The organism is Bacillus spongiae (assembly GCF_037120725.1).
GTDB classification, from domain to species: domain Bacteria; phylum Bacillota; class Bacilli; order Bacillales; family Bacillaceae_K; genus Bacillus_CI; species Bacillus_CI spongiae.
This window is the reverse complement of the sequence record NZ_JBBAXC010000001.1, coordinates 26,866-49,046: the sequence shown is the minus strand read 5'-3', so window position 1 is coordinate 49,046 and position 22,181 is coordinate 26,866. Positions and strand designations below refer to the sequence as shown.

The window sequence follows — 22,181 nt, the reverse complement described above, 5'->3', positions numbered from 1 at the left end:
AACACACCCCTAACATTATGTAAACGTTTTCAAAATAAAAATAATGAAATATCAGTATTATCTGACTTTTCGTTATTATACCATTATTTCATCCCTATCACAATAAATGTATTCCTACTAATTTAGGTTGAACGCAATGCCTACCTTCTATACAATCTTGAATATTCAAAAAAATGTATAGATTTCGTTCTTTACCAAACGAGTAATTATTGGAACTTATAAATACTAAACATTACTTCTCACTCTAAAAAGCTAGCTTCCTTTAGAGTAGAAAACAAGCAGTCCTTCCTTTAGGTTGAACTGCTTGTTTTTGTCTTTTTATTAAGCTAATGTTGCCATTACATTTTTTACAGAATCTGCCGAACGTTGTAAGGCGCTTTTTTCTTCATCCGTCAGTTCTAATTCGATAATTTCCTCTAGGCCATTTCCACCTAAAATAGTTGGAACTCCTAAGTAAATTCCCTCGAATCCATATTCACCCTCTAAGTAGGCAATTGTCGGAATTACACGACGTTGATCCTTTAAAATTGCTTCACACATTTCTACTAGGGACGCTGCTGGTGCATAGTATGCACTTCCATTCCCAAGTAAACTTACAATTTCTCCGCCGCCTTTTCTTGTCCGTTCGACGATAGCATTTAGACGATCTTCTGAAATAAGTTTTTCTAAAGGAATTCCTCCTGCATAGGAGTAACGTACAAGTGGTACCATATCATCACCGTGTCCACCTAGAACAAAACCAGTAACGTCTTTCACAGAAAGGTTTAATTCTTGTGCAACAAACGTACGGAAGCGGGCTGTATCAAGTACACCTGATTGTCCAATCACTCGGTGTTTCGGGAAGCCAGACTCTTGGAATACTGTATAAGTCATCGCATCAACCGGGTTCGTTAATACTATAATATAGCAATTTGGAGAATATTTAACGACCTCTTGTGTAACAGAGCGCATAATCTTTTGATTCGTTTGTACAAGATCATCTCGGCTCATACCTGGTTTACGAGCAATACCTGCCGTAATGACAACAATATCAGAGTCCTTCGTATCTTCATAGTTAGAAGTACCAATAATATTAGCATCGAAACCTTGTACTGGACTAGCTTCTAACATATCTAAAGCTTTACCCTTTGTTGGGTTCTCCATTTGTGGAATATCAACTAAGACAACATCTCCTAGTTCCTTCTGCCCTAGTAAGAAAGCAGTTGTAGCTCCAGTGAAACCTCCACCAATTACAGAAACCTTTTTGCGTTTGATTGACATAAGTCCTTCCCCCTCATTTTCCAGTAATATTTATTGCAGGCTATTCAAGCACAGAACAGCTCATAATTATTACATATTATCGATTAACGCTGTACCAAATTCAGATGCCTTTACTTCTGTTGCTCCATCCATTAAACGTGCAAAATCATATGTCACGACTTTAGAAGCAATCGTTTTTTCAATAGAGGTCATAATTAAATTCGCTGCTTCTGTCCAGCCAAGGTGTTCAAGAAGTAGTACACCGGAAAGGATGACGGAAGAAGGATTTACTTTATCTAGGCCTGCGTATTTAGGAGCTGTACCATGAGTTGCTTCAAAAATTGCGTGGCCCGTTTCATAATTGATGTTTGCTCCAGGAGCAATACCGATTCCACCTACTTGAGCAGCAAGAGCATCAGAAATATAATCACCGTTTAAGTTCATCGTCGCAACTACATCAAATTCTTTCGGACGGGTTAAGATTTGTTGTAGGAAGATATCTGCAATAGCATCCTTCACAATGATTTTCCCAGCTGCTTCTGCTTCTGTTTGAGCTTTATTTGCAGCGTCTACTCCTTGTTCTTCTTTGATTTTGTCATATTGAGCCCATGTAAAGACCTTGTCTCCGAACTCTTTTTCAGCAAGCTCATAGCCCCAGTTTTTGAAAGCTCCTTCTGTGAACTTCATAATATTTCCTTTATGAACTAGCGTTACTGATTTACGGCCTTCTTTAATAGCATAGTTAATCGCTGCACGGACTAATCTGCTTGTTCCCTCTTCAGATACAGGCTTAATACCGATACCAGAAGTTTCTGGGAAACGAATTTTATTAGCTCCCATTTCCGTTTGAAGGAAATGAATAAGCTTTTTCACTTCATCTGATCCCTTCGCATACTCAATACCAGCATAGATATCTTCTGTGTTTTCACGGAAAATAACCATATCTGTATCTTCAGGACGTCTTACTGGTGAAGGTACTCCATCGAAATACCTTACTGGACGTAGACACACGAAGAGGTCTAATTCTTGACGTAATGCAACATTTAGTGAACGAATTCCTCCACCAATAGGCGTCGTTAATGGTCCTTTAATAGCAATAAAATACTCACGGATGGCATCAAGTGTTTCTGAAGGTAGCCATTCTCCTGTTTTATTAAACGCTTTTTCTCCTGCATAAACTTCTTTCCACTCAATTTTACGCTTACCTTTATACGCTTTTTCAACAGCCGCGTCTAGAACACGTGATGCTGCAGCCCAAATATCTGGTCCCGTTCCGTCTCCTTCAATGAATGGAACAATTGGGTTATTTGGTACATTAAGTACTCCATTTTCTACAGTAATTTTTTCACCTTGTGTCATACACTTTCCCTCCAAGTTCATTATAAAAAGTTAGAAGTAGATCCTTCTAACTCTATACAGTCGAAGCATTCTCTTATAAAAATTTAAGTGACATCCTGATTCAACTGCTCTTCGTTATAGCAAATGATAAAGGCTAGAAGAGTTCCCTCTAACCTTTTAGCATTCATCCTTTACATTACACCAATTTTTTCACCATTTGTAAAATATAACTTACCCTCTTTGATCAATCGGGATAAATTGTTGCTTTCCTGGACCTGTATATTCCGCACGAGGACGAATCAGGCGATTATTAGAGTATTGCTCAAGGATGTGAGCTAACCACCCTGATACTCGACTTACCGCAAAGATCGGTGTAAATAGATCATGATCAATGTTTAAACTATGGTATACGGACGCTGAATAGAAATCAACATTTGGTGGTAGGTTCTTCTCCGATGTCACAATCTCTTCAATCTTCATTGACATTTCATACCACTTTGTCTCTCCACTTAGTTCCGTTAATTTCTTTGACATTTCCCGAAGATGCTTTGCTCGAGGATCACCTTCACGATATACACGGTGGCCAAATCCCATAATTTTTTCTTTACGATCTAGCTTTTCATGTATAATTTGGTCTACATTCTCAACCGAATCAATGTCTGTTAACATTTTCATTACTTGTTCGTTTGCCCCACCATGTAGTGGCCCTTTCAAGGCACCAATCGCAGCAGTTACACCCGAATAAACATCTGAAAGCGTTGCTACACATACACGACCCGTGAAAGTAGATGCATTTAATTCATGGTCAGCGTGAAGAACTAATGCTTTATTAAACGCTTCTACTTGAATATCTTTAGGCTCTTCTCCTGTTAACATGTACAAGAAATTTGCAGCGAAGCTAAGGTCTTTTCTTGGTGAAACCGGGTCTTGTCCATTTCTAATTCGCGCAAACGCTGTCACTAATGCTGGCATTTTTGCTTGTAAACGAATAGCCTTACGATAATTCGCCTCATCGTCCATCACATCTGCCTCATCATCAAACAATCCTAGTAGAGAAACAGCTGTTCGAAGAGCTCCCATTGGGTGCACCGAATCAATTGGGTATGTTTTAAAATGTTCTAAAACTTGTGTCGGCAATTCATACTCATCTGCTAGTTGATTTCTGAATTCTTCCAACTCAGCTTGATTAGGTAGTCTTAAATGCCAAAGTAAATAGATTACCTCCTCAAAAGATGCATAATTTGTAAGATCATCAATGTTATACCCTACATATGTAAGTGTGTCGTCAATAATAGAGCTGATAGAAGAAGTCGTTGCAACAATTCCTTCTAATCCACGTGTTGTTGTCATATATATCTCTCCTTTACCTAAAAAAATCCTTTTACTCAGTTATATTTGAGCAATTATGCCCTTCGGCTTGTCTATTTATAATACCCACTTCCAATAGAAAGACACTGAATCGAGCGAACGCTCGACTCCTTTTCAAAAAGGTTACTTAAACACGTCCTTTTAGGATGCGCTTACATTTCCTATTATAAACAATTATCTGACTTTTGTGAATGGAAACACCTCAATTTAGACAAATATTTTTCTAAAAAAGCATTGCCAAATCAAAATAATAGTCTACTATATATCATAATTTGAACGGAGTACATCATATAATAAATAGATTTTAATCTCTTCCCCCTATTTTTCACCTTTTTTTGTTCATCAGCCTATCTCCTGTCGTCAACATAAATGCTTTATTGGAAAAAACGAATTTCTTTTTTTGTTATAAAAAGGTAAAATACAAGAAAACTGACTTCTAATATGCTTGAACTTTATAGATAGCTTGACCACTCTAGCTGCCTATAAATAGAGAAAATTGCGGATTGTTTTGAATGAAAGTTTAGAAGAAAATTATATTTACCATGGACTAGCCTATTAATGAGGGGGTAGCTTAGTTGAATATTGTATATTTCCATCGGTTTTTGCGATTTTTAGTTGTTATTTTGTCTGTCATTCTCTTTTTTATTACAGCTTTTTATGTATCGACCTTAACGTATCCATTTATTTTTGCCATTCTTCTTGCCTTTTTAATAAATCCTCTTGTTAATATTCTAGAAGATAAAGCAAGGATTCCAAGACCCTTTGCCGTATTTATTTCTATTCTATTACTATTCGCTCTCTTCGTTGGAGTAATCACTTTGCTTATTGCTGAAATAGTAGAAGGGGCTGAATACCTTTCAAACGTATTACCTGACCATATTGAAACATTTATACAATTTGCAGAAAACTCGATTACTGCATATGTTATACCAATATATGAACACCTTGCATCAATCTTTAATAATTTAGAATCTGTTCAACAAGAAACGATTATTGCTAACATCCAAGCAGCTGGCGAAGAAATTGCGAGTAATGCAGGGGAGTTTCTTCAAAATTTCTTTCAACTACTGCCAAACCTCATCACTTGGATTCCAAACACTGCAACCGCGATTATTTTTACTATACTAGCTACCTTTTTTATTAGTAAAGACTGGTATAGACTCACTGCATTAATTGCTAAACACGTTCCAAAGAAAGCAAAATCAAGCGGAAGAACCGTTTATATTGATTTAAAGAAAGCACTTTTTGGCTTTTTCAAAGCGCAGCTAACGCTCATTTCTCTCACAATGGTCGTAATCTTTATTGGTTTGCTCATTTTACGTGTCAAATATTCCATTACTATTGCCCTTCTAATTGGATTAGTTGATTTATTACCTTACCTTGGGACAGCAGCTGTTTTAATACCATGGATGCTTTATGAACTATTAAGTGGAGATATTAAGCTTGGAATCGGGCTCGCTATTTTATATATGATTGTCGCCATACAAAGACAAATTATGGAACCTAAAGTTCTTTCATCATCTATCGGACTAGATCCATTAGCTACCTTACTCTCTTTATTTGTAGGCTTTAAATTAATCGGCTTTTTAGGCTTGATCATTGGTCCTATAACACTTGTCATGATTACCGCCTTAAGAAAGGCTGGAGTGTTTCATGATGTCTGGATTTATATTAAAGGAAATACGCCCCCATCCTAAACAAATTTATAAGTGTATAAAAATAGCTAGCAGCTGTCTTACTAAGTGAATTCTTTAAATGACAAAATAAAAAAAGTATTAAGTAAATGGAGTATCACCACCCCCATTACTTAATACCACCATCGTATATTTCAAAATGGTACGTGTTTACCTATGGATAATTACGTTACGATTGTTTATCCAGCGCTTAAATAATTTCAGTATGAATGGTTTGATCAGCTTTCTTGTTACAGGGATCAATAGAAAAAATCCAATCGCATCTGTAATGAATCCCGGTGTTAACAAGACAACACCACCAACTAAAATACATAAACCATCTACAATCGCATCTCCCGGTGCCTGTCCGTATTGAAGTTGATTTTGAGCATTTTTTACTGTTTGTATTCCTTGTTTTTTCGCAAGATAAGCACCGATAACTCCTGTCGCAATAATTAATAAAATGGTTGTGGGTGCTCCTAATGCTTGTCCAGAATAAATGAGCAAACCAATTTCTAACGCAGGTACAATTATTAAAAATAACATTAAATAGCGCATCATTCTCGTGCCCCCCTTACCAGCTGTTTAGCCTAGTATAGCATATCAACCAGCTATCCTCTATTAATCGAGTAGGAGGGAGTGATTACCTCCCGTCCTCTCACACCACCAATACGTACCGTTCGGTATATGGCGGTTCAATTATGAACCGTCGAATACTTGCCATTGTTCGGCTTCCCGCCCGTTTCGATTTCACATAGATATTACTGTCATCTGCGTAACGAACGAATTTGTGTCCTCTAGCTTCTAACACCTTATCTAGTTCATCTAGCACAATGTTTGATAGAAGTGGACTGAGAGGACCACCCTGTGGTGTTCCTTGTTCTGTACTCGAAACTACGCCATTTATCATGACACCAGCTTGTAGATATTTTCGGATGAGTGTTAGAAGTGGTTTATCGTTGATTCTTTTCGCTAATGTGCTCATAAGCTTATCGTGGTTTACCTTGTCAAAGAACTTCTCTAAGTCCATGTCTACGACCCATCTATATCCTTCTTTGATATATCCTTTTGCTTTCTTTACTGCGTCATGTGCACTTCGATAAGGTCGAAAACCATAACTATGTTCGGAGAACAATGGGTCATATATCTTCGATATAACTTGGGCAATTGCTTGTTGAATCAAACGATCTGTCACAGTTGGAATACCCAATAATCGAATACCGCCATCAGGCTTCGGGATTTCGACTCTTCGGACAGCCATTGGCTCATAGGTACCTTTGAAAATTGCCTCTCGAATGGAATGCCAGTTTTCGACTATTTGCTTTCGTAGGATTTGTACGGGCATCATATCTACTCCATGACTTCCTTTATTCTGTTCTACTCGTTTTAGTGCTAGAAGCATATTCTCCCGTGATAGGATTTGATTCATAAGCATCGTTAATCTTCCTTCCGTGAATAGCTGTTCTTCTATAACAGTTGTCACTCCACCCTCCAAGAGGTACCCCGCGGGATTCACCGTTTCCTTCCTCAAGTGAGGTATTGCGTTTTCTGTGTTCATCATGACATACTGCATGCCAGGGGCTATTCTCTCTTAATTGTTCAGTCCTTCCGAACCGTTCTAGCCCGATTCGTACTATGACCTCTGCTGACTTCTGATGATTCAGCTACTTATCACTAAGTAGGTTATGAAGTGTACTTCACGTATTCATCAGACCTCCCCGGGTAAGGGTATAATCTTTCCTTCCACCTATCTGCTTCATTTACTAAGTATCACCTTTGACAGAAAGGACTTTGTTTTGTTGAGCAAACTCATCCAATGATACCTAGCCTTGTATGAAGTTCGTGTTCCTCAGACCGGAAGTTTGCCGCTCGCTTCCTTCAGATTCCGCGTCACCACAGACACCCTTGCGTTAAGCTAACCGTTACTTCTGCCTTCACGGTTCGGGACTTTCACCCTAAAGATTACACCCATGCCGGGCACACTCAAAAAAAGACTGCGGAATAAACCGCAGTCTTTTGAACATTATAGGACGGAAGCGTGACCGTTATATATAACACCACGTGTAGCATCAATTGTAAGTTCTTGTCCATCTTGAAGCAGTGATGTAGCATTCTCTACTCCTACTATAACCGGTTTGCCAAGCGAAATACCGACTACAGCAGCATGGCTTGTTAATCCGCCTTCTTCTGTAATTAGAGCCGCACATTTTTCAATAGCAGGTACCATTTCTTTATCAGAACCTACTGTTACAAGGACAGAGCCCTCTTCAATTTTATTTAATGCCTCAGTAGCATTTTTGGCAATGACTGCTTTTCCATATGCTGATTTGCGACCAATGCCTTGTCCTTTTGCAAGCACATCACCTACAACATGAATTTTCATCAAGTTTGTCGTACCAGCTTCACCTACTGGAACTCCTGCTGTTATCACAACAAGATCTCCTTGCTTCACCATATTATGCTTTAAAGAAGTACCCACAGCCATATCAAGCATCTCATCTGTTGTCGTAACGGTTGAACCCACAATTGGATTTACTCCCCAAACAAGTGCTAAACGTCTGGATACTGCCGCATCACCCGTCACCGCAACAATCGGTGCTTTAGGGCGGTATTTAGAAATCATTTTAGCAGTGTGACCACTTTCCGTTGGTGCAATGATGGCATTCACATCTAAATTTATCGCTGTATGGGCAACGGATTGACCTATAGCATCTGTCATATTGTGACCAGAGTGTTTTCCAAGGTTCGAAAGGATGGCATTACAATCTAATACTTGTTCAGCACGAGAAGCAATGTTATGCATCGTTTGTACGGCCTCTTCTGGATAACTACCTGCAGCCGTTTCACCTGAAAGCATGATTGCATCTGTTCCATCAAAGATGGCATTTGCTACATCACTAGCCTCTGCTCTTGTTGGGCGTGGATTTCTTTGCATAGAATCTAACATCTGTGTCGCCGTAATAACTGGTTTCCCTAAATTATTACATTTTCTAATAAGGTTTTTTTGTACTAATGGAACTTCTTCTGCCGGAATTTCAACCCCTAAATCACCACGAGCAACCATTAAACCATCAGATACTTCCAAGATTTCATCAATATTATCGACACCTTCTTGGTTTTCGATTTTCGGGATGATTTGAATATGTGGAGCATTATTTTCTTCTAATAGTTGACGAATCTCTAATACGTCTGAAGCTCTACGCACAAACGAAGCGGCGATATAATCAACACCTTGTTCAATACCGAAACGAATATCACTTGCATCCTTATCTGTGATTCCAGGAAGTTTCACAGAAACACCAGGGACATTAACACCTTTTTTATTTTTCAGTGTTCCACTGTTTAAAATCATCGTACGAATTTCTTTAGCAGCTTTGTTAATCTCTATTACTTCTAATCCAATTAATCCATCATCTAACAAAATTTTTGAACCAACACTTACATCTTCAATTAACCCTTCATACGTAATGGAGAACTTTTCAGTCGTACCAATCACTTCACTCATTGAGAGGATAATCTCATTCCCTGCTACTAGCTCAATCGCTCCGTCTTCCATCGTATGTGTGCGAATTTCTGGACCTTTCGTATCCAAAAGAATTCCGATCGTCTTCCCTGTAGTCTCTGATACTTCACGAATGTTTTTAATACGCGCTCCATGCTCTTCAAAATCACCATGCGAAAAGTTTAAACGAGTTACATTTAAACCTGCATTGACTAATTTCGTTAACATTTCTACACTCTCACTAGCTGGACCAATCGTACAAACGATTTTTGTTTTTCTCATCATTTTCCCTCCAAAATAGATCAAAACTGGCTTAAATAGACAGTTCTTTTGATAATTGACACATCTTCAAATCAACTGCGTGTGGTTTAGCAAGAGCTTCGATAATGTCATAATCCACTAATTCATTTTTCTCAATTCCAACTGCTCTACCACCGATATTCTCCATTAAAAGCTCTACCGCTCTTGAGCCTAATCGGCTTGCTAGAACCCGGTCAGCTGCAGTAGGACTTCCTCCACGCTGAATATGACCTAACACAGAAACTCGTGTTTCTAAATTAGACTCTTCCTTTAGTCTAGCTGCTAACTCATTACCTGACATGACTCCTTCTGCAACGATAATAATACTATGCTTTTTACCACGTTGCTGACCTTTCCTTAGACGCTCGCAAATATCATCCATATCAAATGGATCTTCAGGAATTAAAATCGTTTCTGCACCGCCTGCTAACCCTGACCATAGCGCTATATCTCCTGCATTTCGGCCCATGACTTCAATGATAAATGTTCTTTCATGCGAAGTAGCAGTATCACGAATTTTGTCTACAGCATCAATCACAGTATTCAATGCCGTATCAAACCCAATTGTAAGCTCTGTTCCTGGAATATCGTTATCAATCGTTCCTGGAACGCCAACACATGGATATCCTTGTTCAGTTAATGCTTTTGCTCCTCTATAAGAACCATCGCCGCCAATTACTACTAGTCCTTCAATTCCTAGCGCTTTTAACTGCTCTATTCCCTTTTGTTGACCTTCTTTTGTTTTAAATTCCTCACAACGAGCTGTATAAAGAGTTGTTCCACCTCGATGAATTATATCGCCTACAGAGCCAAGCTCTAATTTTTTTATGTTTCCTTGTATTAATCCATTGTACCCTTGATATACCCCATAAACTTCCAAATTGTGATAAATGGCTTTACGTACAACCGCTCGCACCGCGGCATTCATACCCGGAGCATCTCCTCCACTTGTTAATACACCAATTTTCTTCAAAGGAACTCACCTCAACTAGATCTTAATATGTAGCTTGAAAATGACCATGTTACCGTTTTCACAAAATAAACGAAATGCAAACTTATTAATTAATGATAATGACTATTACAATAATATTATGGTCAAATTAAGTATTATTTATTTCTAAAATAACATGAAGACTCAACGTTCTCAATACATGAGCGTGTCTAAATTAAAAAGACGAAATAGTTCGTTAAATGAAAGCGTTTTATATAGACAAAATTAGGTAATATCCGTTTTCCTTCTCTAATTTACACTATTTAAACAGTAAAAAAACGTGCCATTCATGCACGTTTTCAGTTTACCCTAGACAAATCATTTAAAACAGTAAATTCACCAATTGCTTTATATTTATCATATCTTTGTTGAATTAAGTTCAGTGAATCCAATGGCAATAATTCCTTTAAAGATTTTTCTAAAATGTCTTTAATATACCCTGCTTGTTCTTCAACATTTTTATGTGCTCCACCTTGCACTTCAGAAATAATCTCATCAATGACACCTAGTTCTTTTAAGTCTGGAGCTGTAATTTTCATCGTTTCAGCCGCTCGCTTTGCTTGGGAAGCATCCTTCCATAGAAGAGCAGCAGCCCCTTCAGGTGAGATAACGGAATAAGTCGAATTCTCCAACATGTGGATTCGATCACCTAGTCCAAGAGCTAGGGCGCCCCCGCTTCCACCTTCGCCAATTACAATACATACAATTGGGACTGTTAACCCTGCCATCTCAAATAGATTTCGAGCAATCGCTTCACTCTGTCCTCTTTCTTCAGCAGCTTTTCCTGGGTATGCTCCTTTCGTATCAATAAAGCATACGATCGGACGTCCGAATTTCTCAGCTTGCTTCATTAGCCTTAACGCCTTGCGATAACCTTCAGGATGTGGACACCCAAAATTACGACGGATATTTTCCTTCGTATCTTTCCCACGCTGATGCCCTATTACCGTTACAGGTAAACCATTAAATTTGGCTATCCCACCTACAATTGCTTCATCATCCCCATAATAGCGGTCTCCATGCATCTCTAAAAAGTCACTAAATAATTGTTTAATATAATCTAGAGTTGTGGGGCGGTTTGGATGACGTGCAACTTGAACTCGTTCCCACGGTTTCATATTCGAATATACTTCACTTTCTAGATTTTTCAATCTAGCTTCAAGCTTTTCAATTTCAGTCGTAAAATCGACATCTGACTGATTAGTAAATTCTTTTAGCTCTTGTATTTTCTTTCTTAGTTCCAAGACGGGTTTTTCAAATTCTAATTCATTTGCCAACTTTCATCCCTCCCTGAACAATGAATATCTAATAAAGTAGTCATCTTTTCCTTCAGCTCTAGTCTTGAAATCACATCATCAAGTTGACCGTGTTCTAATAAAAACTCAGCTGTTTGAAAGTCCTCTGGAAGTTCTTCACGGATCGTTTGTTCAATAATTCGTCTACCCGCAAACCCTATTAAAGCACCTGGTTCGGCAAAGTTATAATCACCGAGTGAGGCAAAACTAGCAGATACACCGCCCGTTGTTGGGTGTGTCATAATTGAAATATACAATCCACCCTTATCACTAAATTGTTTCAGGGCTGCACTGGTTTTAGCCATTTGCATCAATGAAAGAACCCCTTCTTGCATACGGGCTCCACCACTAGCTGTAAAAATAATAAACGGACAATTGCGCTGACTAGCTTCTTCAATCGCTCTAGTAATTTTTTCTCCAACTACAGAACCCATGCTTCCCATTCTAAAGCGGGAATCCATAATTGCTACGACAACCTCATACCCATTCACTTTACCAAATCCCGTTACAACCGCTTCATTAATTTTTGTTTTTTCTCGATCTTTTTCAAGCTTTTCTATATAATCTGGAAACTGTAAAGGGTTTTCAGATATTAATTCATTGTCTAGTGAATGAAATGAACCCTCATCTATAAAGCTTTTGATTCTTTCATCACTACTCATTGGATGATGGTACTGGCAATGTAAACAAACTTTGCTATTTTTTTGTAATTCCTTTGTATACATTATCTTCCGACACTTAGGACATTTCGTCATAATTCCTTCAGGGACATCTTGTTTAGACGCTTCCGAAGGAATGGTTGCATATTTCTTTTTTTTGCCTTTAGCAAATATCTCCTTTAGCACTATGAAATCCTCCTTGTCCAGTAATATCGAACCTTCATTTTATACTTGATTAGTTTCTCGTCAAACTACTATTAATTTAGGCTTGTTCACCAATGTAACGGAAACAGAGTAAAAAAGATGTTATAATTTGTCATGAAGTTATCGACATTTTTATTGAATTAAAAGTTTTTACTGCAAGAGTAACATCTTCATCAATTAAGGCTTGTAGTATCGTTATCCATTTAGCCTTCTCTAGCTTTTCCAGCTTTTCTTTATTCCCCTTATCGTTCACAGCAAAATCATGTAATATTGTCCATATTTTACAGATTAGACGATTGGGATGTATCGCAAATAGCTGTTGCATTACTTGATAACCATCTATTTCATCCTGATTTAGAGCAGATTGCAAATTCCTTAGCTTATCACAAACTGAAGCATGGTCCACATTAGTACAGAATGAACGTATGCACTCTTGTTCTAAAAAAACTTTGGTTTGTTGAACATCCCTTTGAGCTTGCGTATTTTGTAAAATAAACATTCCTAGTAACTCTACTAATTGATGATCTCGAAAGTCTCTTAAGAATGTTCCTTCGCCTCTTCTCGTTTCAATTAAACCTAATAGTTCTAACGCTCGTAAAGCCTCTCTTACAGACGAACGTCCAACTTGAAGACGCTCAGTGAGAACTCTTTCTGAAGGTAGTTTATCGCCAGGTTTATAACCCTCTTCAGCAATGATTTCCCTTATTTTCCTTACGATACTTAAATATACTTTATTAGTCAAAATACTACTCCACTTTGCCAATAACCGCTAAGCTCTTTGTTCGATTATATACATCCTCAGGGTTTACTTTCATTCGAGCTACTCCCGTTTCCATTGCTGCTTTTGCAACCGCTGCTGCAACTGCAGGGGCTACTCTCGCATCAAATGGAGCAGGAATAACGTATTCACTGGTCAGCTCTTCTGCTGTAATAAGGTTGGCAATTGCTTCCACCGCCGCTTGCTTCATTTTTTCATTAATATGAGTAGCTCTCACGTCTAAAGCTCCCCTAAAAATTCCTGGGAATGCAAGCACATTATTTACTTGGTTCGCAAAATCAGAGCGACCTGTTCCTACCACTTTCGCACCGGCTTCCATTGCCTCTGCAGGCATAATCTCTGGAACAGGGTTAGCCATTGCAAAAATAATTGAATCCCGGTTCATACTTTGAACCATTTCTTTTGTTAAAGCTCCTGCTACAGATACTCCAATAAAGACATCCGCCTCTTTAATAACATCTGATAACGACCCCGCTTGTTTTTCTCGGTTCGTAAACCTGGCTACCTCTTCTTTAATTGAATTCATTCCATTTGGTCTGCCTGCATAAATAGCTCCTTTAGAGTCGCACATTACAATATCTCTGACACCATATGCGTAAAGCAATTTAATAATCGCTATTCCAGCCGCACCTGCTCCATTAGCAACCACTTTAATTTCAGACATTTTCTTGTCAACTAGTTTTAATGCATTCATAAGACCTGCTACTGTCACAATCGCTGTTCCGTGTTGATCATCATGAAATATTGGAATGTTTGTTTCCTTTTTTAAACGCTCCTCAATCACAAAGCAATTTGGAGCAGCAATGTCTTCCAAATTGACGCCACCAAAGTTTGGCTCCATTAATTTCACTGTATCAATAATTTTGTCTACATCTGTTGTGTTTAAACAAATCGGAAAAGCGTCAACGCCTGCAAAGCTTTTAAATAAAACGGCTTTTCCTTCCATTACGGGAAGGGCAGCTGCCGGTCCAATATTCCCAAGGCCTAAAACAGCAGTTCCATCTGAAACAACGGCAACCATATTACCTTTCATAGTATATTCATATACTGTTTCTGGCTTATCATATATTACTTTACATGGCTCTGCTACACCGGGTGAGTATGCTAAACTTAAATCCTTTGCATTTTTCACTTCCACTTTTGACTTGGATTCAAGTTTTCCTTGGTTCACTCTGTGCATATGCAGCGCTTCTTCTCTTAATGACAAAACGTTCACTCCTTTAATTAAAGACAGAGATGTATATACATTTCTATAGTGGTCAGACCACATGATTCACTATCAAAGTATATCAAAAGATGACAACAAGTAAAGAAAAATTTATTTAATTACTAAATTATTCTGTCCAATTATTCTTCTTATTTCTTCTAATAAATTTGAATTAACACTTACGAAATATTGTGATGCAAGCTGAATTGATCGTTTCTCTTTTTCAAAATAGACAACAACTGGAGTAGTTCCTTTATACTTCAGGAGGGCTACTTGAATCTCTTCCATTACCTCTACCTCATTCAGTTCGACTGGAAGTTTTATATATAACTTTTGATGCTGCTTTACAAGCTCCTCTGCTTGCTCTATGCTCGTTGTGCTTTTCACAATAAATTGCCGCTTGCCTTTTCTCTCCTCCATATGTCCAGTAATGTAAAGGGAAGCCCCTTGCATTAATAGCTTTCCGAATTTACGGTATGTATCTGGAAAAACAACCCCTTCCATTTGACCTGTATGATCACTTCCCGTCATAAAAGCCATAACATCCCCTTTTTTCGTCCGGATTGTTTTAATATCATTAATATAAATAATGACCCCGACCTCTTTTTTACCAAGTGGTATATCGACTATATGTACGGCGTTGAGACGACTTATCAGATGATTAAACATAGACACTGGGTGTGCTGATAAAAATAGTCCCGTAGATTGACTTTCAAACGATAATTTATCTTCTAATTTCATTGACTCTACTTCAACATATTTAGGCTTCAGTAACAGTGAATCCTCATCATCAAATAAAACAAATTCACCATCTTTTGGCTTAATAAGCTCAGCATGATCAAGAGCCACATCAAGCGTTGCTAACAATACTGCACGATCTTGTCCAAAATCGTCCAGTGCACCTGCAAAGATAAGGGATTCTAGTACTTTTCTGTTTACTGCTTTTCCAGATACTCTTAAACAAAAATCAAATAGGTCCTGAAACGGTTGTTCTTTCCTAGCGCTTACAATTGCTTGCAAAGCGCTGCGCCCCACTCCTTTAATGGCCGCTAAACTAAATCTCAATCCTTCCTTTTCTACCGTAAACGGAAAGCTACCCTTGTTAATAGAAGGGGGTAATATGGAAATCCCCATTTGCCTCGTTTCGTGAATATAATTCACGATTTTATCATCATTCCCAATCGCAGATGTTAATAATGCAGCCATAAAATAGGCTGGATAATGAGCTTTTAAGTATGCTAGTTGATAAGCTATCATACTATAGGCAACTGCATGACTGCGAGGAAAACCATAGTTAGCAAACTTTACGATTAGATCATAGATCACATGAGCTATATTTTCTGAATACCCTTTCTTTAAAGCACCTGAGACAAAATACTGCCTTTGCTCATCCAGTACTTCCTTTTTCTTTTTACTAACGGCACGCCGAAGTATATCTGCTTCTCCTAATGTAAAACCCGCCATCTTAGATGCAATTTGCATAATTTGCTCTTGATAAACAATAACACCATACGTATTTTGTAATATAGGCTTTAAGTCAGGGTGAGGAAAGATTGTTGCCTCTTCTCCATACTTCCTTCTAATATACAGCGGAATATTTTCCATCGGACCTGGTCGATACAATGCGTTTACCGCCACTATATCCTCAAAGGAGTTAGGCCGCAAATTTTTTAAGACATTTCGCATTCCATCAGATTCAAGTTGAAAAATCCCAGTTGTTTCTCCTCTACACAATAACGAAAATGTTTTTTTATCTTGATAAGGAATCCCGTTCAAATCCACTTTTTCTCCTGATGCCTTATGAATAAGATCCACAATTCTTTCTAGCAACGTCAAATTTCGTAATCCTAGAAAATCCATTTTTAATAATCCAATGCTTTCTAAAATATCCATTGGATACTGTGTTAAATAGACACCATTCGTCCCTTCCTGGAGTGGGACGAGCTGAACTAAGGGGACATCACTAATTATGACACCAGCAGCGTGAGTCGACGTATGCCGAGGTAACCCTTCAAGCTTTAAGGCAGTATGAAACAGTCGCTTATGATGTAAGGATTCATCTACAAATTTCTGCAAGCCTGTAGATTCCTGATAAGCCTCTCTCAAAGTTATGCCCATCCTTGACGGGATTAGTCGAGACAAACGCTCCTGTTCTTTCGAATTTAGTCCAAAAATACGAGCAGTATCTCGCAGAGAAGCTTTTGTACCAAACGTACCAAACGTAATAATTTGACTGGCATGAAGTTTCCCATACTTTTGAACAACATATGATATAACCTCATCACGGCGATGGTCTGGAAAATCTATATCTATATCTGGCATTGTCACACGCTCAGGATTTAAAAATCGTTCGAATAATAAGTTGTATTGCAACGGATCTACATCTGTTATAAACAATGAGTAAGCAACTAAGGAGCCTGCTGAAGAACCACGACCTGGACCAGTTATAATCCTTTTCCTCCGTGCAAACTCCATAAAGTCCCATACGATAAGAAAATAATCAGAAAAACCCATTTTATCGATGATATCCAATTCATATTGCAATCGACCCTTATACTCTTCTGTACTATTCGGTTTTCGCTTCTGTAATCCCTCTTCACAAAGTCTCTTCAGCTCATTCTTTGCCTTTACGTTATCTGGCAAAGGGTACGTCGGTAATAATGATTGACCAAATTCCATGGTGACGTCACATACATTGGCAATGGTCATCGTATTTTCAAGTGCATCTACTTCATCATGAAATAGCTCTACCATTTCCTCTGTTGTTTTTAAATAGTGTTCTTCGGAAGACACTTTCGAACGATTTTCATCTGAAAGCTTTACACCTTCCCCAATGGCTAATAAGCATTCATAAGCAAAAGAATCCTCTTTTTCTAAAAACTTTACAGGATTCGTAACGAGTAAAGGTGTTCGTGTTTTTTGTCCTAGCTGTTTTAACAATGGAAGGACATTCCGTTCTTCCTCTTTTTCATAATGTTGTAAGGAAAGAAAAAATGAATTAGGTTCAAATAATTGCTTATATTGAACTACCGTTTCTTCCGCTTCCTCCATTTGATTCTGTAGTAGTAACTGTTCAATCTTGCCATCAAGACCAGGGGTATAGACATAGAGTCCTTTTCCATACCCTTTGAGCCAGCGTGCCGATATACCCTCCTGAGATTTTGTTCCAATCACAGAAGATATTTTTAATAAATTTTGATAGCCTGTATTTGATTTTGCTAGAAGGACAAGCGGAAAGGCACGATCTGTTTCATTTATTTTGACATCTGCTGTTAATCCTATGATCGGTTTTATTCCATGCTTTTGGCATTCTTTATAAAATGGTACTGCACCATACATAACATTACGATCTGTTAAAGCTAGCGCCTTAAATCCCAAGTTCTTCGCTTTTAACACTAACTTATGTATATCAATCGTACTCGTCAGCAAGCTATAAGCGCTTGCCACTTGTAAGTGAACAAATGACATGATCACTCTCATCCTTTTTAGTATTTTAATTTTATTATAGGCAATTGGAAGAAAAAAAGAAAATATGTTCTCCTTTTCACACACATCATAATTATGAACCTAGTCCCATATATTGTAGTATCACGAAAAAAGGATGATGTTTATGACAGAAGCTTTTTTCCCTGAATTTTTCAAGAGCTTTTTCATTGCATTCGGCGTTCTATTAGGAGGGTCTTTTTTAGGGGCATTTAGTTCTTTTTTAATGGGGCAGCCGGCATTAATAGAAATGGACAGACTCTCGAAAATATTACGAATATGGGCGATTATCGCAGCAATCGGAGGAACATTTGACACTCTGTACAGTTTTGAAAGAGGACTTTTGGATGGGAAAACACTAGATTTATTCAAACAATTTTTATTAATTTTATCTGCTTTAGGTGGGGCACAGGCAGGAGCGACGATTATTGAATGGCTAACACAGGAACATATTTCCTAATGCGTATTCCACCCTATTATCGCTCACCACTATGGCAGAAGTTTTTTTCTGGCGTCGTCATTGGTGGCATTATAAGTTGGTTAATTTTTTTATTCATGTTTGGCACTATGCAGGAAAAGCAATCTAAAAAGATTATTGAACAAGAGAGAACAATTAAAGAGTTAGAGGGAGACATAAAAATTTGGCAAGAGGATGTCAAAAAACTTAATGAGCTAAATCAAGATATTCTAACCGTTCAAGAAGTGAACGTTACCATTACGAATGGTCCTAAATATGGTTTTATTAACGAATCACTAACCATCGATCAGGCTGAACAAGCGATAAAAGAAGATTTGCACTCCCTTGTTGCCAAGAAACTTGAAACCGTTTTCGAATCAAAACAAGTACTTAAAAAGATGCTTGAAAATAAAATCTTAAAAATCAATGACAAACGCTACCGGCTAGTAATAAAGGAAATCTACTATTTCACAACGATTGAAGTCTTCATTGAATTGCGACTAGATTGAAGAATTGTAATCATTTTTTTATCATTCCTTTTTCGATAAAAAAATGATTACTTATAGTTAAAATAAGACCAAGCCTCTTAATAATGGGCTTGGTCTTGTTTTAAAAGCTTACTCTTGTTTATAGTGGATAACGGCATCTTCTAAGTCTTGAATAACGTGATCAGCCTCACTCCAAGAATAAATGGATGCACCAGCTGCTAGAGGGTGGCCTCCCCCATTATATTTTTTTGCGACTTTGTTAATAACAGGACCTTTTGAGCGTAGCCTTACACGAATTTGATCATCTTCTTCAATAAAGCACACCCAAGCACTGATACCTTTCACACTGCCTAATGAGCCAATCAGGAGTGAAGCCTCTGCTGGAAGCACCCTAAATTCCTGCAATAAATCCTTCGTTAACTTTACGGAGCCAATGTTGTTCTGTTTCATTTCAAAGTTTTGAAGAATGTACCCCTGAAGTTTTAACACTTTTGCATCCACTTCATACATTTCATTAAACAGCTCGTTTCGATTGAAGTCGTAGCGAATCAGTTCCCCTGCGATATCAAACGTTTTTTGTGTTGTACTAGGGTATAAAAATCGTCCTGTATCTCCCACAATACCTGCAAAAAGTAATCTAGCCGCATCATCAGTCATTACAAGTCCATCGTCTTTCCCAGCTAAATAAAAATCATAGATCATTTCACTACACGAGCTTGCAGAAGTGTCCACCCATAATAAGTCTCCATAAGGATCCTCATTTGGATGATGATCAATTTTTATTAATTGATCTCCTAACGTATAACGGGTATCACAAACACGCTCTTCATTCGCCGTATCACAAACGATGACCAATGCACCAGAATAAACTTCATCATCTATTACATCAAGTCGGTTCATATAATGTAACGATGCTTCTTCCTTTCCCACTGCATAGATAAATTTATTAGGAAAAGATGCTTTTAATATTTCTACAAGCCCTCCTTGGGAACCGTAAGCATCAGGATCTGGTCGGACATGCCTGTGAACAATAATCGTGTCATAACGTTTAATCGTCTCTAATATTTGAGTTTTCATTGATTTTTCTCCTTTATCATTCTAGTTACTGTTTGGATTTCTGTCGTTAAAAGGTTACAATAGGTACGAACAGCTGTGTAAAATTGGAGGTCAACTGAATGCAAGTACTGGTTATTTTAACTATTTTTTCATTATCTTTTTATGTATTTTATATAATTAAGAGGTTCCGTTCTAAATTACCATTAGAAAAGAAATTCCTGAATGGTAAGTCGAGTATGGCTCTTGGATTATTTATTTCTACATTCGGATTAAATCAAATATTCCTTTATCAAACTACTTTTACGTATATCATTGCAGCTATATTTATGCTTACAGGTCTAAGTAGTATTTATGGTGGTTGGAAAGTTTACCAACACTATTTACCTCTCTACTTACAAGAATTCGAAGATAACAGAAGAACGAACAGCAGGGGACAATCTTAAGATTGTCTTCTTTTTTCTATTTACTACCATCCCCATCACAACGCCAAATCGAGTCAGCTTCTATCGATTAGTTGACATGTCATTAGTGCTTTCCCTACAATGCTTCCTTCATTATAGACTTCTACGTCTACCTTTCCGAATTTCCTGCCTGCTTCCAATACGTTTGGATATATTTCAATATTACTTTCTATTTGGACGGGTTTGATAAAATAGACCGTCATATTCTCTACAACCAAGTCGCCTTTTTTCAATGACTTTAGTGCTCTGTTAGCTGCTTCTGTCATAAGAGTCGTTAACACCCCATATGAAATCGTTCCAAGGCCGTTTGTCATTTGCGGCGACACGTGGAATTGATAAAGCTTTTCCCCACGTTTGTTCTCCATAACACGTATAGAATTCGTCACCGTATCATCTATAGTCTCACCAACTTGTGGTTGGCGTTGGATCACCTGAAGCGCTTTTAGAACATCTTGGCGACTAATAATTCCTTGAAGTTTATACTGATCATTAACGACAGGCAATACTTCAATTCCTTCCCATATCATCATATGTGCGGTTGAGGCAACACTCGTTTTTAAATGCATCGTAATTGGATTTTTCGTCATCACCTTTTCAATCATCAAGTCGTGGCTTTTCCCTAAAATATCCTTTGATGTGACGATTCCTTGAATCTTCATATTCTCATCTACAACCGGAAAGCGACTATGGGAGGTTGTATTTTTTTGTTCATGCCATCGTGCGATCTCATCTTCTAGTGATAGAAACACTGTATTTTCAAGAGGTGTTAAAATGTCTTCTACTAGAACTATTTCTTTTTTAATTAACTGGTCATAAATCGCTCGATTAATCATAGTAGCGACAGTAAACGTATCATAGCTTGTAGAGATAACTGGTAACTCAAGTTCATCTGCTAGCTGCTTAACCTCGTCATCTGTATCAAATCCACCTGTAATTAATACAGCAGCACCTGCTCGTAATGCTTGTTCATGCGCTTTCGTTCGGTTTCCAATAATTAAAAGATTATCTGCTCCTGTATAACGCATCATAGCATCTAATTTCATCGCACCGATTACGAATTTATTTAACGTCTTGTGTAAGCCTGCCCTTCCCCCAAGTACTTGACCATCTACAATGTTAATGACTTCTGCATACGTGAGTTTTTCAATATTTTCTTTTTTCTTACGTTCTATACGAATCGTTCCTACTCGTTCAATCGTGCTTACATAGCCTTTTGTTTCTGCGTCTTTAATGGCCCGGTACGCTGTTCCCTCACTCACCGTTAATTCCTTTGCAATTTGTCTAACGGAGATTTTTTCTCCAACCGGTAATGAGTCAATATACAATAAAATCTGTTCATGTTTTGTTGCCAAGCTTTTCACCTTCCAAACCGAGCTTATAAGTTAACTCTATTATAAGGTGAAAAGCTCGTAGATTCAATTTATGGTTACATGCCCAATGATTTCATCTTATTCCTTTGGAGTGTCTTAGCTCGCTTCTTACTACTTTTTGTTTTGACAGGCTTAGTAAAAAGCATAGCAGTAAGATTTCCTGCTAAAACAATGAAAGCAAATGCTAACCATGCTATTGAAAAATAACCTTCAATACCACTAATGGAAAGCGTTAACCTTGGAGCAGCATAATACAACATCGCTCCTGCTAATAAAAAACATAATAAATATCGTTGCTTCATCATATCTCCC

The 22,181-nt window shown here is 37.8% G+C and carries 18 protein-coding genes and 1 pseudogene; 4 read left to right on the top strand and 15 right to left on the bottom strand.

Going from position 1 to position 22,181, the window contains the following annotated elements; all coding sequences use genetic code 11:
* Positions 1-321 precede the first annotated feature (321 nt).
* The 3 genes from mdh to citZ all read right to left on the bottom strand — a co-directional run bounded on the left by mdh (position 322) and on the right by citZ (position 3,927).
* Entirely contained in the window at positions 322-1,260 is a 939-nt protein-coding gene (mdh, locus tag WAK64_RS00230; RefSeq protein WP_336584910.1) for a malate dehydrogenase, read from the bottom strand.
* A gap of 69 nt (positions 1,261-1,329) precedes the next feature.
* Positions 1,330-2,598: an NADP-dependent isocitrate dehydrogenase gene (gene icd / locus WAK64_RS00225; protein WP_336584909.1), complete on the bottom strand. Its 1,269-nt coding sequence runs from the start codon at positions 2,596-2,598 to the stop codon at positions 1,330-1,332.
* 210 nt (positions 2,599-2,808) lie between these two features.
* Positions 2,809-3,927, bottom strand: a complete 1,119-nt coding sequence (citZ, locus tag WAK64_RS00220) for a citrate synthase (protein WP_336584908.1) — start codon at positions 3,925-3,927, stop codon at positions 2,809-2,811.
* A 593-nt stretch (positions 3,928-4,520) separates the two neighbouring features.
* Between citZ and ytvI the strand changes: the two genes are divergently transcribed.
* Complete coding sequence (ytvI, locus tag WAK64_RS00215; protein ID WP_336584907.1) at positions 4,521-5,642, top strand: sporulation integral membrane protein YtvI; 1,122 nt, start codon at positions 4,521-4,523, stop codon at positions 5,640-5,642.
* Positions 5,643-5,789: 147 nt separating this feature from the next.
* Here the strand turns inward: ytvI and WAK64_RS00210 are convergent, their stop codons facing one another.
* The 9 genes and pseudogenes from WAK64_RS00210 to dnaE all read right to left on the bottom strand — a co-directional run bounded on the left by WAK64_RS00210 (position 5,790) and on the right by dnaE (position 18,022).
* A complete protein-coding gene (locus WAK64_RS00210) occupies positions 5,790-6,176 on the bottom strand; it encodes an FxsA family protein (protein ID WP_336585276.1) in 387 nt (128 codons plus the stop codon).
* A 142-nt stretch (positions 6,177-6,318) separates the two neighbouring features.
* Positions 6,319-7,053 (bottom strand): annotated as a pseudogene (gene ltrA, locus WAK64_RS00205) (group II intron reverse transcriptase/maturase); the annotation flags it as partial.
* A 588-nt stretch (positions 7,054-7,641) separates the two neighbouring features.
* Positions 7,642-9,402: a pyruvate kinase gene (gene pyk, locus WAK64_RS00200; protein ID WP_336585275.1), complete on the bottom strand. Its 1,761-nt coding sequence runs from the start codon at positions 9,400-9,402 to the stop codon at positions 7,642-7,644.
* Positions 9,403-9,433: 31 nt separating this feature from the next.
* On the bottom strand, positions 9,434-10,393 hold the full coding sequence (pfkA, locus tag WAK64_RS00195) for a 6-phosphofructokinase (protein ID WP_336584906.1): 960 nt from the start codon (positions 10,391-10,393) through the stop codon (positions 9,434-9,436).
* A 317-nt stretch (positions 10,394-10,710) separates the two neighbouring features.
* Positions 10,711-11,688, bottom strand: coding sequence for an acetyl-CoA carboxylase carboxyl transferase subunit alpha (gene accA / locus WAK64_RS00190; protein ID WP_336584905.1), 978 nt, complete (start codon positions 11,686-11,688; stop codon positions 10,711-10,713).
* Entirely contained in the window at positions 11,673-12,551 is an 879-nt protein-coding gene (gene accD, locus WAK64_RS00185) for an acetyl-CoA carboxylase, carboxyltransferase subunit beta (RefSeq protein ID WP_336584904.1), read from the bottom strand. The genes accA and accD overlap by 16 nt, the downstream gene beginning before the upstream one ends.
* Before the next feature lie 130 nt (positions 12,552-12,681).
* Positions 12,682-13,311, bottom strand: coding sequence for a FadR/GntR family transcriptional regulator (locus WAK64_RS00180; protein WP_336584903.1), 630 nt, complete (start codon positions 13,309-13,311; stop codon positions 12,682-12,684).
* 4 nt (positions 13,312-13,315) lie between these two features.
* Positions 13,316-14,554, bottom strand: coding sequence for an NADP-dependent malic enzyme (ystJ, locus tag WAK64_RS00175; RefSeq protein WP_336584902.1), 1,239 nt, complete (start codon positions 14,552-14,554; stop codon positions 13,316-13,318).
* Positions 14,555-14,665: 111 nt separating this feature from the next.
* Positions 14,666-18,022 carry a DNA polymerase III subunit alpha gene (dnaE, locus tag WAK64_RS00170; RefSeq protein WP_336584901.1) on the bottom strand — a complete coding sequence of 1,119 codons (3,357 nt, stop codon included), beginning with the start codon at positions 18,020-18,022 and terminating at the stop codon, positions 14,666-14,668.
* Between the two features lie 142 nt (positions 18,023-18,164).
* Here dnaE and ytrH point away from each other — a divergent pair, with 142 nt between their 5' ends.
* Both ytrH and ytrI read left to right on the top strand, forming a co-directional pair.
* Entirely contained in the window at positions 18,165-18,497 is a 333-nt protein-coding gene (gene ytrH / locus WAK64_RS00165; RefSeq protein ID WP_336584900.1) for a sporulation membrane protein YtrH, read from the top strand.
* On the top strand, positions 18,470-19,003 hold the full coding sequence (gene ytrI / locus WAK64_RS00160) for a sporulation membrane protein YtrI (RefSeq protein ID WP_336584899.1): 534 nt from the start codon (positions 18,470-18,472) through the stop codon (positions 19,001-19,003). Before ytrH ends, ytrI begins: the two co-directional genes overlap by 28 nt.
* A gap of 108 nt (positions 19,004-19,111) precedes the next feature.
* Here the strand turns inward: ytrI and WAK64_RS00155 are convergent, their stop codons facing one another.
* Positions 19,112-20,059 carry a DHH family phosphoesterase gene (locus WAK64_RS00155; protein ID WP_336584898.1) on the bottom strand — a complete coding sequence of 316 codons (948 nt, stop codon included), beginning with the start codon at positions 20,057-20,059 and terminating at the stop codon, positions 19,112-19,114.
* Between the two features lie 98 nt (positions 20,060-20,157).
* Between WAK64_RS00155 and WAK64_RS00150 the strand changes: the two genes are divergently transcribed.
* The gene (locus WAK64_RS00150; protein ID WP_336584897.1) at positions 20,158-20,481 is read left to right on the top strand and encodes a YtpI family protein; all 324 of its coding nucleotides are present in this window, start codon (positions 20,158-20,160) and stop codon (positions 20,479-20,481) included.
* A gap of 53 nt (positions 20,482-20,534) precedes the next feature.
* Here WAK64_RS00150 and WAK64_RS00145 read toward each other — a convergent pair whose 3' ends face one another.
* The gene (locus WAK64_RS00145) at positions 20,535-21,851 is read right to left on the bottom strand and encodes a CBS domain-containing protein (protein WP_336584896.1); all 1,317 of its coding nucleotides are present in this window, start codon (positions 21,849-21,851) and stop codon (positions 20,535-20,537) included.
* 74 nt (positions 21,852-21,925) lie between these two features.
* Complete coding sequence (locus WAK64_RS00140; protein ID WP_336584895.1) at positions 21,926-22,174, bottom strand: hypothetical protein; 249 nt, start codon at positions 22,172-22,174, stop codon at positions 21,926-21,928.
* Between the last annotated feature and the right edge of the window lie 7 nt (positions 22,175-22,181).

Coding starts and splice junctions, on each gene's coding strand:
- dnaE (WP_336584901.1), bottom strand. CDS start 18,022: ATGTCATTTGTTCACTTACAAGTGGCAAGCGCTTATAGCTTGCTGACG.
- pyk (WP_336585275.1), bottom strand. CDS start 9,402: ATGAGAAAAACAAAAATCGTTTGTACGATTGGTCCAGCTAGTGAGAGT.
- mdh (WP_336584910.1), bottom strand. CDS start 1,260: ATGTCAATCAAACGCAAAAAGGTTTCTGTAATTGGTGGAGGTTTCACT.
- WAK64_RS00140 (WP_336584895.1), bottom strand. CDS start 22,174: ATGATGAAGCAACGATATTTATTATGTTTTTTATTAGCAGGAGCGATG.
- icd (WP_336584909.1), bottom strand. CDS start 2,598: ATGACACAAGGTGAAAAAATTACTGTAGAAAATGGAGTACTTAATGTA.
- WAK64_RS00210 (WP_336585276.1), bottom strand. CDS start 6,176: ATGCGCTATTTAATGTTATTTTTAATAATTGTACCTGCGTTAGAAATT.
- WAK64_RS00155 (WP_336584898.1), bottom strand. CDS start 20,059: ATGAAAACTCAAATATTAGAGACGATTAAACGTTATGACACGATTATT.
- WAK64_RS00150 (WP_336584897.1), top strand. CDS start 20,158: ATGCAAGTACTGGTTATTTTAACTATTTTTTCATTATCTTTTTATGTA.
- ytrI (WP_336584899.1), top strand. CDS start 18,470: ATGGCTAACACAGGAACATATTTCCTAATGCGTATTCCACCCTATTAT.
- ytrH (WP_336584900.1), top strand. CDS start 18,165: ATGACAGAAGCTTTTTTCCCTGAATTTTTCAAGAGCTTTTTCATTGCA.
- citZ (WP_336584908.1), bottom strand. CDS start 3,927: ATGACAACAACACGTGGATTAGAAGGAATTGTTGCAACGACTTCTTCT.